This window comes from Streptomyces sp. SID8352, from assembly GCF_009862265.1.
GTDB lineage: Bacteria > Actinomycetota > Actinomycetes > Streptomycetales > Streptomycetaceae > Streptomyces.
Genome location: NZ_WWGX01000078.1, coordinates 133,822 through 140,625 on the forward strand (window position 1 = coordinate 133,822; position 6,804 = coordinate 140,625).

Sequence of the window (6,804 nt, forward strand, 5' to 3'; positions counted from 1 at the left end):
GCGCCCCGCTCCCCCGCCCGGCGGTCCCCGTCTCCTCCACCGGTGACTCCGCCGCCCCCTCCCGCCGCTCCGCTGCCCCCTCCGTCCGCTCCGTCCGCTCCGTCCGCTCCGTCCGCTCCGTCCGCTCCGTCCACTCCTCCGCCGGCCTCCCCCGCGGCTCCGCCGTCCGTTCCCGTCCCGTCCGTCCCGTGCTTCGCGCTGCCCGATCCACCGTTCGCACCCCCGTGACGCGCCGTCGGCAGTGTCCGTGCGGGCACAGGATGTCCGTATGCGGCCCCCCTACACTCCGAGGGGCCGGTTTCCGCCGATCCGTGTGACCCGGGACCCATCATCGCGACATGTACACAACACCCCTGTCGATGGAGCGGGTCATGACAGGCCGTGCGAGGATGGGGCGTCCACACGCCGGGGCCGGGGGAACGGCCCTGCCGGAGCGGGTGCGGTGGGCGTGTCGGACGGCTTTTGCGGCGAAAGGACCGGAGCGTACGTGAGCGAGAATCCGAACCTCCTCGCGGAGCAGCGGCGCGCCCTGATCCTGGACGAGGTGCGCCGCCGGGGCGGGGTCCGGGTCAACGAACTGACGCGCAGGCTCGGGGTGTCGGACATGACGATCCGCCGCGACCTGGACGCGCTGGCCCGCCAGGGCGTCCTGGAGAAGGTGCACGGCGGAGCGGTGCCGGTGGTCGACGCGCGCACCCACGAGCCGGGATTCGAGGCCAAGTCGGGCCTGGAGCCGACGGCCAAGGAGGAGATCGCGCGGGCCGCGGCGGAGCTGGTTGCGCCGGGCGCGGCCGTCGCCCTGTCGGGCGGCACCACGACCTACGCGCTGGCCCACCGGCTGCTGGACGTACCGGAGTTGACGGTGGTGACCAACTCGGTGCGGGTGGCCGACGTGTTCCACATGGCGCAGCGCACCTCCGGTTCCCGCTCCGGCCGTGCCACGGTGGTGCTCACCGGCGGGGTGCGCACCCCCTCGGACTCGCTGGTGGGGCCGGTGGCGGACCAGGCCATCGCGGCGCTCCACTTCGACCTGCTGTTCCTCGGGGTGCACGGGATATCGGCGGAGGCCGGACTGTCCACGCCGAACCTGGCCGAGGCGGAGACCAACCGGCGGCTGGTGCGGTCGGCGCGGCGGGTCGTGGTGGTGGCCGATCACACCAAGTGGGGCGTGGTGGGCCTGAGTTCGTTCGCGACGCTGGGCGAGGTGGACACGCTGGTGACGGACGGCGGCCTGCCCGGACCGGCCCGCGCGGAGATCCCGGAGCACCTGCGGCTGCTGGTGGCGGGCGAACCGGACCCCGAAGCGGCCTGACCGGGCGGACCCCGGGGGCGCGCGGCGGAGCGGGGGGGCGCGAGGACGGACGGTCGGCGCCGCGGCGGACGGGTGACGCGAGGGCCGGAACCGCCGACACCCCGGCGGGCGGCGTCCTACTCCGTCCAGGTCCCGGTGCGCAGCAGCGAGGCGATGGCCGCGCTGTAGGGGGCGATGTCCAGGCCCTGCCGGGCGAGCCAGTCGTCCGAGTAGTACTTGTCGAGGTACCGGTCGCCGGGGTCGCAGAGCAGGGTGACCACGCTGCCCCGACGCCCCTCGGCCACCATCCCGGCCACGATCCGCAGCGCGCTCCAGAGCCCGGTGCCGGTCGAGCCGCCCGCCCTGCGGCCGATGGCCCCCTCCAGGGCCCGGACGGCGGCGACGCTGGCGGCGTCGGGGACCTTCATCATGCGGTCGATGGCGCCGGGCAGGAAGCTCGGCTCCATCCGGGGCCTGCCGATGCCCTCGATGCGCGAGGCCCGGTCGCAGGAGACGTCCGGGTCGCCGGTGGTCCAGCCCTCGAAGAAGCATGAGTTCTCCGGGTCGGCCACGCAGATCCGGGTGTCGTACTGCATGTAGTGCACATAGCGGGCGAGCGTCGCCGAGGTGCCCCCGGTGCCGGCGGTGGCGACGATCCACTCCGGTTCGGGGAACCGCTCCAGCCGGAGCTGGTGGAAGATCGACTCGGCGATGTTGTTGTTGCCCCGCCAGTCGGTGGCGCGCTCCGCGTAGGTGAACTGGTCCATGTAGTGGCCGCCGGTGTCCGCCGCGAGGCGGGCGGACTCCTCGTACATCCGGCGGGGGTCGTCCACGAAGTGGCAGCGTCCGCCGTGGAACTCGATCAGGCGGATCTTCTCGGTGCTGGTCGAGCGCGGCATCACGGCGATGAAGGGCACGCCGATCAGCTTCGCGAAGTACGCCTCGGAGACGGCCGTGGAGCCGCTGGACGCCTCGATCACCGGGCGGTCCGGCCGGATCGAGCCGTTGCACAGGCCGTAGAGGAACAGGGAGCGGGCGAGGCGGTGCTTGAGACTGCCGGTGGGATGGGTCGACTCGTCCTTGAGGTACAGGTCGACGCCCCACTCCTCCGGCAGCGGGAACTTCAGGAGGTGGGTGTCGGCCGACCGGTTGGCGTCGGCCTGGACCTTCCGCACGGCCTCCTTGAGCCAGGCGCGGGAGGCGGTGTCACTGCGGTCGACGTCGAGGGTGGCGCCGGTCCGGGGCGGCTGGGTGGTGCTCACGGCGGGGCTCCTTCATACTGTGCGCCGGCGGCGCTTCGCACTGCCGACGCCTCGATCATAGGCACCTTGCTCACGCTTCTCACCTGCATAAACACCCCTTTGGGAGACCCAAAGGCAGCACTGGGGCGCACGGCCGCCGCCGGACGGCCACGGATGCGGGAGCGTGCTCCGCGCGCCCGGGGAATGACGCCGCGCGCGCTGGTACCCGCCCCCGGACCGGGGCACACTTTTCCCGGCGGGGCCGGTGCCCCGTCCCGGGCGCACACTGGAGGCGGAGCGGTCCGGGGCCGCGCCGCGCCCGGCGGCAGGGTCCGGCACACCGACGGGGACGACGAGGGGGCGAGGGCATGGCGGAGACCGAGTTCACGGCCATGGGCGTGCGCATCGGCAGACGGCTGCGCTCGCTCAGCACGGCCGGACAGGTCCGTATCAGGGGCGGCAGGCTGGAGCTGCTGACCAGCTACGGCAGTGAGATCGACAGCGCGCCGGTGCAGGCGGTGCGCGCCTCTCGGCCCTGGTTCGCGCCGGAGGGCCGGGCCCTGGCGGACCTCAACGGCACGCGGTACCTGCTGACCATGGGCGTCGGCGATCCGGCGCCCGGCCAGCCGGGACCGCCCGCGGCACGGCGGTTCATCGAGGCCGTGCGGCGGGCCGCCGGGCGCGACGGCTGAGCATCCGCGAACCGCGGACCCCGCCCCTCGGGAGCGGCGGGCCGCGGTGCTCCACCCCCTGCCGGGCCCGCGAGTTGCGGGGTCCCACCCGGTACGTCACTCTGATCCCACATCACTCTGGGTTTACCGGCGATAACGCTGCGAACCAGCCCCGCCGGCGATGACAACGGGCGGCGGCACGCGTCTGCGCCCCGCCGGCCCCGTACTCCGTGTTCTTCCGGACCTTCTATGTCGGGGAGCCGCAGCCGTGATCAGTCACCCCAACAGACATTGCGCGGTGGAGCTGCAAGCCCTGCCGTCGCGGATCGGCCAGGTCCGCAGAATTGTCTCCGCGCATCTGCGCTACTGGCACATGGACACCCTGATCGACCGGGCCGTGCTCGGCGTGACGGAGTTGCTCACCAATGTTCATCTGCACGTCCGTCCCGACAAGTCGTGCACGGTGGAGCTGGATCTGGAGCCCGGACGGCTCACCGTCTCGGTGCGCGACCGGGATCCCCGACTTCCCGTGATGGACGACCCCGGACCGCTGGCCACCTGCGGGCGCGGGCTCGCCATGGTGGCCTCGGTGAGCGAGAGCTGGGGCGCCCGGCCGGACGGCGAGTCCGGGAAGGTCGTCTGGTTCTCGCTGACCGAGGACCCCGTCGCGCCGCCGGCCACCGCGCGCGACCCGCGCCGCCCCGCCGAGGACCTGCCCGCCGTCGTCTTCACGGAGGCGGAGCCCGCTCCGGTGCCGGAGTCCGCGGTGGAGCCCGGGTACGCGGTGGAGCCCGGGTACGCGGTGGAGCCCGGGTACGCGGTGGAGGGCGCCGGCACGCGCACCGCTCCCGCCCGGTCGGCCGTTCCCGGCTGACCGGGCGGTGACCCGCCCGCCGCGTACCGCGCGAGCCGCGGCGGGCGGGTGACGGGCCGGGGGACGCGCACACCCCGGACCCACGGCCCTGACGGAGGCCCGGGGCTCGGTGGCCCGGGGCGCCGTGATCATGTCTCGCGTCGCCGTCCGGTGCGGCCGGACCCGTCGTCCAGGACGCCCGGCGGACGCCCGTACTCGTCCTCGTCGATCCCGCCGGAGGCGAAGCGGGCGGCCGAGCAGGGCGGGGGCGCGTGCTCCTCTTCGTGGGGCAGCCGACGGCCGGGACGCCCGCCCTCCCGGCACGGCGCGGCAGGGCCAGGACTCCGGCGAGGAGCGGCACCCGGACCGGCGGGACGAGCGGGGTCCCCGGGCCGGGTCCGCCACCGGGGACGTGCGCCAGGGTGTTCATGCCGGTCGGCTCCCTCGGGATGACGCCTTCGCCGTCGTGCCCGAGCGTGCTCCCGCGAGGGGGTCCGGGTCGTCCTACCGCCGGGGCCGTCGCCGTACGGCCGCGGGTGTACGTCGCGGAGGCGGAGGCGCTCCACTCCCGGTCGCCCCCGCGCCATGCCCGGCGTCGCCCGGCCGCTCGGGGCGGGGGCGGTTCCGGGGCGCACGGGCCGGGACCGTGCGCGGGCCGTGCGGGCGGACACGAGGGCGAGGGGAGGGCGCGAGGGGGCGGGCCCACCGGTACGGAGCGGAGGGCCCGGCGCGGGGGTGGGGTCGGCAGGCCCGGCGCGACCCGGACTGGGCTCGGAAGGCCCGGCGCGACCCGGGCTCGGAAGGCCCGGCGCGACCCGGACTGGGGGTCGGAAGGTCCGACGCGGGGCTCAGGCCAGGGCGCCGAGAGGGTCGTCGAGGACCGGCTGCCACGCCAGCTCCGCGGCGCCGACCAGGCTGTTGTGGTCCAGGCCGCACGGCAGGATCGGCACACTGCCGCTCCGCCCCCACAGGCTGCGGTCGGCCACCACCGCGCGCAGGCGTCCGGGGTCGGCGTCGAGGAGGGTGCGGTGGAGCCCGCCGAGGATGATCCGGTCCGGGTTGAGGATGTTCACCAGACCGGCGAGGCCCAGGCCCAGGCGGTCCACCAGGGCCTCGGTGGCGTTGCGGATCACCGGGTCGTCGTAGTGGCCCCGGATCAGGTCGTTGGCCTGCTGGAGCAGCGACACCTCCGGGCCGGGCGCGCGGCCGGCCGCGGTGAGGAAGGCCAGCGGGTCGGTCTCCACGTCCAGGCAGCCCCTGCTGCCGCAGTGGCAGGGCCCGCCGTCGGGGTTGACGACGAGGTGGCCGACCTCCAGCGCCAGCCCCGAACTCCCCGAGTGCAGGCGGCCGTCGAGGACGAGGGCGCCGCCGACCCCCCGGTGGCCGGTGGCCACGCAGAGCAGGTCGCGGGCGCCGCGCCCCGCGCCGTGCCGGTGCTCCGCGAGGGCGGCCAGGTTGACGTCGTTCGCGGCGAACGCGGGACCCTCGATCCCCGCCGCGCGCACCCGTTCGGCGAAGATCCGGCGCACCGGCGAACCGGGCGGCCAGGTGAGGTGGAGGGGGTTGAGGGCCAGCCCCTCCGGTTCGGCCACGGCCGACGGCACGGCGAGCCCCGCGCCGACGCAGCGCCGCCCGCTGCTCCGCAGCAGGTCCGCGCCCGCCTCGACGACCGAGCCCAGCACCTTCGCCGGGTCGGCGCCGACGGCCTCGCGGCCGGGCGCGGTGGCGACGATCCGTCCGCCGAGCCCGACGAGGGCCGCCCGGAAGCCGTCGGCGTGGACCTGGGCGGCGAGGGCGACCGGGCCGTCCTCGGCGACCGCGAGGCGGTGCGAGGGGCGGCCCTGGGACCCGGCCGCCGCGCCGGGCCGGGCGTCCACCCTGATCAGGCCGAGCGCCTCCAGTTCGGCGGCGACGGCACCGGCGGTGGCCCGGGTGACGCCGAGTTCGGCGGTGAGCACGGCCCGGGTCGGGGCGCGCCCGGTGTGCACGAGCTCCAACGCGGGTCCGAGCGCGGCGCGCCCCCGGTCCAGCCGCGTCCTCGACGCGTTCCCTTCCCCCGCCGCCCGGGGGTCCGCCTTGCCGCTCATGAGGGCGAGTCTCCCATGATCCGCGGGCCCTTCGTGCCCTGTCCGGACGGGACGGCCCCCTCGCCAATGGGCCGGATCCGGCCGTCCGGGACACCCCCAACTCGGGCGGGCGGGTGCGCGGATGCGCGGGCGGCGGCCCGTGGTGTGCGGGCCGGGGCCGCCGGAGACGGACCGGCGGCGCCGCCCGGAGCCGGAGGGGACGGGGCGGTCCGCGCACCGGGTCGGTCGGGGTTCGGGAGCGGCCCCGGTTCGGGGAGGGCCTGGTCCGGGAGCGGTGTCCGAGGGCGGCCCTGGGTACCGGGGAGGCGAAGGAGCCACCGGGGGCGGGGCCGTCGGGGGTGCCCTCCCCGCCGTTCCCGGGCCGAGGGGGCACGGGATGTCCGACCGTGCCACGGCGTCGCGGTACGAAGCCCGTCCGCGCACCGGCACCAGGACCGGCACCGGCACCGGCACCGGCACCGGCACCGCAAGCGTCGGCGACGGCGTCGGCGACGGTCGGTGCGTCGTCGCCCGTGGTGCCGCACGCGGTGGGGCCGGCGGCGGGCGCGGGGTGCCATACGGCCATGCCCCCGCCGTCGCGCCGCCACGACCGTCGCGGCGCGGGGCCGTCGCGGCGCGGGGCCGTCGCGACGCGGGGCCGTCGCGACGCGGGGCCGTCGCG

At 76.3% G+C, this 6,804-nt stretch carries 5 protein-coding genes; 3 read left to right on the forward strand and 2 right to left on the reverse strand.

Annotation, left to right across the window (positions count from 1 at the left end; all coding sequences use genetic code 11):
- Positions 1–487 precede the first annotated feature (487 nt).
- On the forward strand, positions 488–1,312 hold the full coding sequence (locus GTY84_RS24300) for a DeoR/GlpR family DNA-binding transcription regulator (protein WP_161228510.1): 825 nt from the start codon (positions 488–490) through the stop codon (positions 1,310–1,312).
- A 116-nt stretch (positions 1,313–1,428) separates the two neighbouring features.
- Here GTY84_RS24300 and GTY84_RS24305 read toward each other — a convergent pair whose 3' ends face one another.
- Positions 1,429–2,553: a PLP-dependent cysteine synthase family protein gene (locus GTY84_RS24305; protein ID WP_161228511.1), complete on the reverse strand. Its 1,125-nt coding sequence runs from the start codon at positions 2,551–2,553 to the stop codon at positions 1,429–1,431.
- Positions 2,554–2,900: 347 nt separating this feature from the next.
- Here GTY84_RS24305 and GTY84_RS24310 point away from each other — a divergent pair, with 347 nt between their 5' ends.
- Both GTY84_RS24310 and GTY84_RS24315 read left to right on the forward strand, forming a co-directional pair.
- Positions 2,901–3,224 carry a hypothetical protein gene (locus GTY84_RS24310; protein ID WP_161228512.1) on the forward strand — a complete coding sequence of 108 codons (324 nt, stop codon included), beginning with the start codon at positions 2,901–2,903 and terminating at the stop codon, positions 3,222–3,224.
- Between the two features lie 247 nt (positions 3,225–3,471).
- Positions 3,472–4,077 carry an ATP-binding protein gene (locus GTY84_RS24315; protein ID WP_161228513.1) on the forward strand — a complete coding sequence of 202 codons (606 nt, stop codon included), beginning with the start codon at positions 3,472–3,474 and terminating at the stop codon, positions 4,075–4,077.
- An 827-nt stretch (positions 4,078–4,904) separates the two neighbouring features.
- Here the strand turns inward: GTY84_RS24315 and GTY84_RS24320 are convergent.
- Positions 4,905–6,143, reverse strand: coding sequence for an ROK family protein (locus GTY84_RS24320; RefSeq protein WP_161228514.1), 1,239 nt, complete (start codon positions 6,141–6,143; stop codon positions 4,905–4,907).
- Positions 6,144–6,804: the final 661 nt, after the last annotated feature.

What these genes read in the sequence shown, in the direction of transcription:
- GTY84_RS24310 (WP_161228512.1), top strand. Translation starts at nt 2,901, where the DNA reads ATGGCGGAGACCGAGTTCACGGCCATGGGCGTGCGCATCGGCAGACGG.
- GTY84_RS24320 (WP_161228514.1), bottom strand. Translation starts at nt 6,143, where the DNA reads ATGAGCGGCAAGGCGGACCCCCGGGCGGCGGGGGAAGGGAACGCGTCG.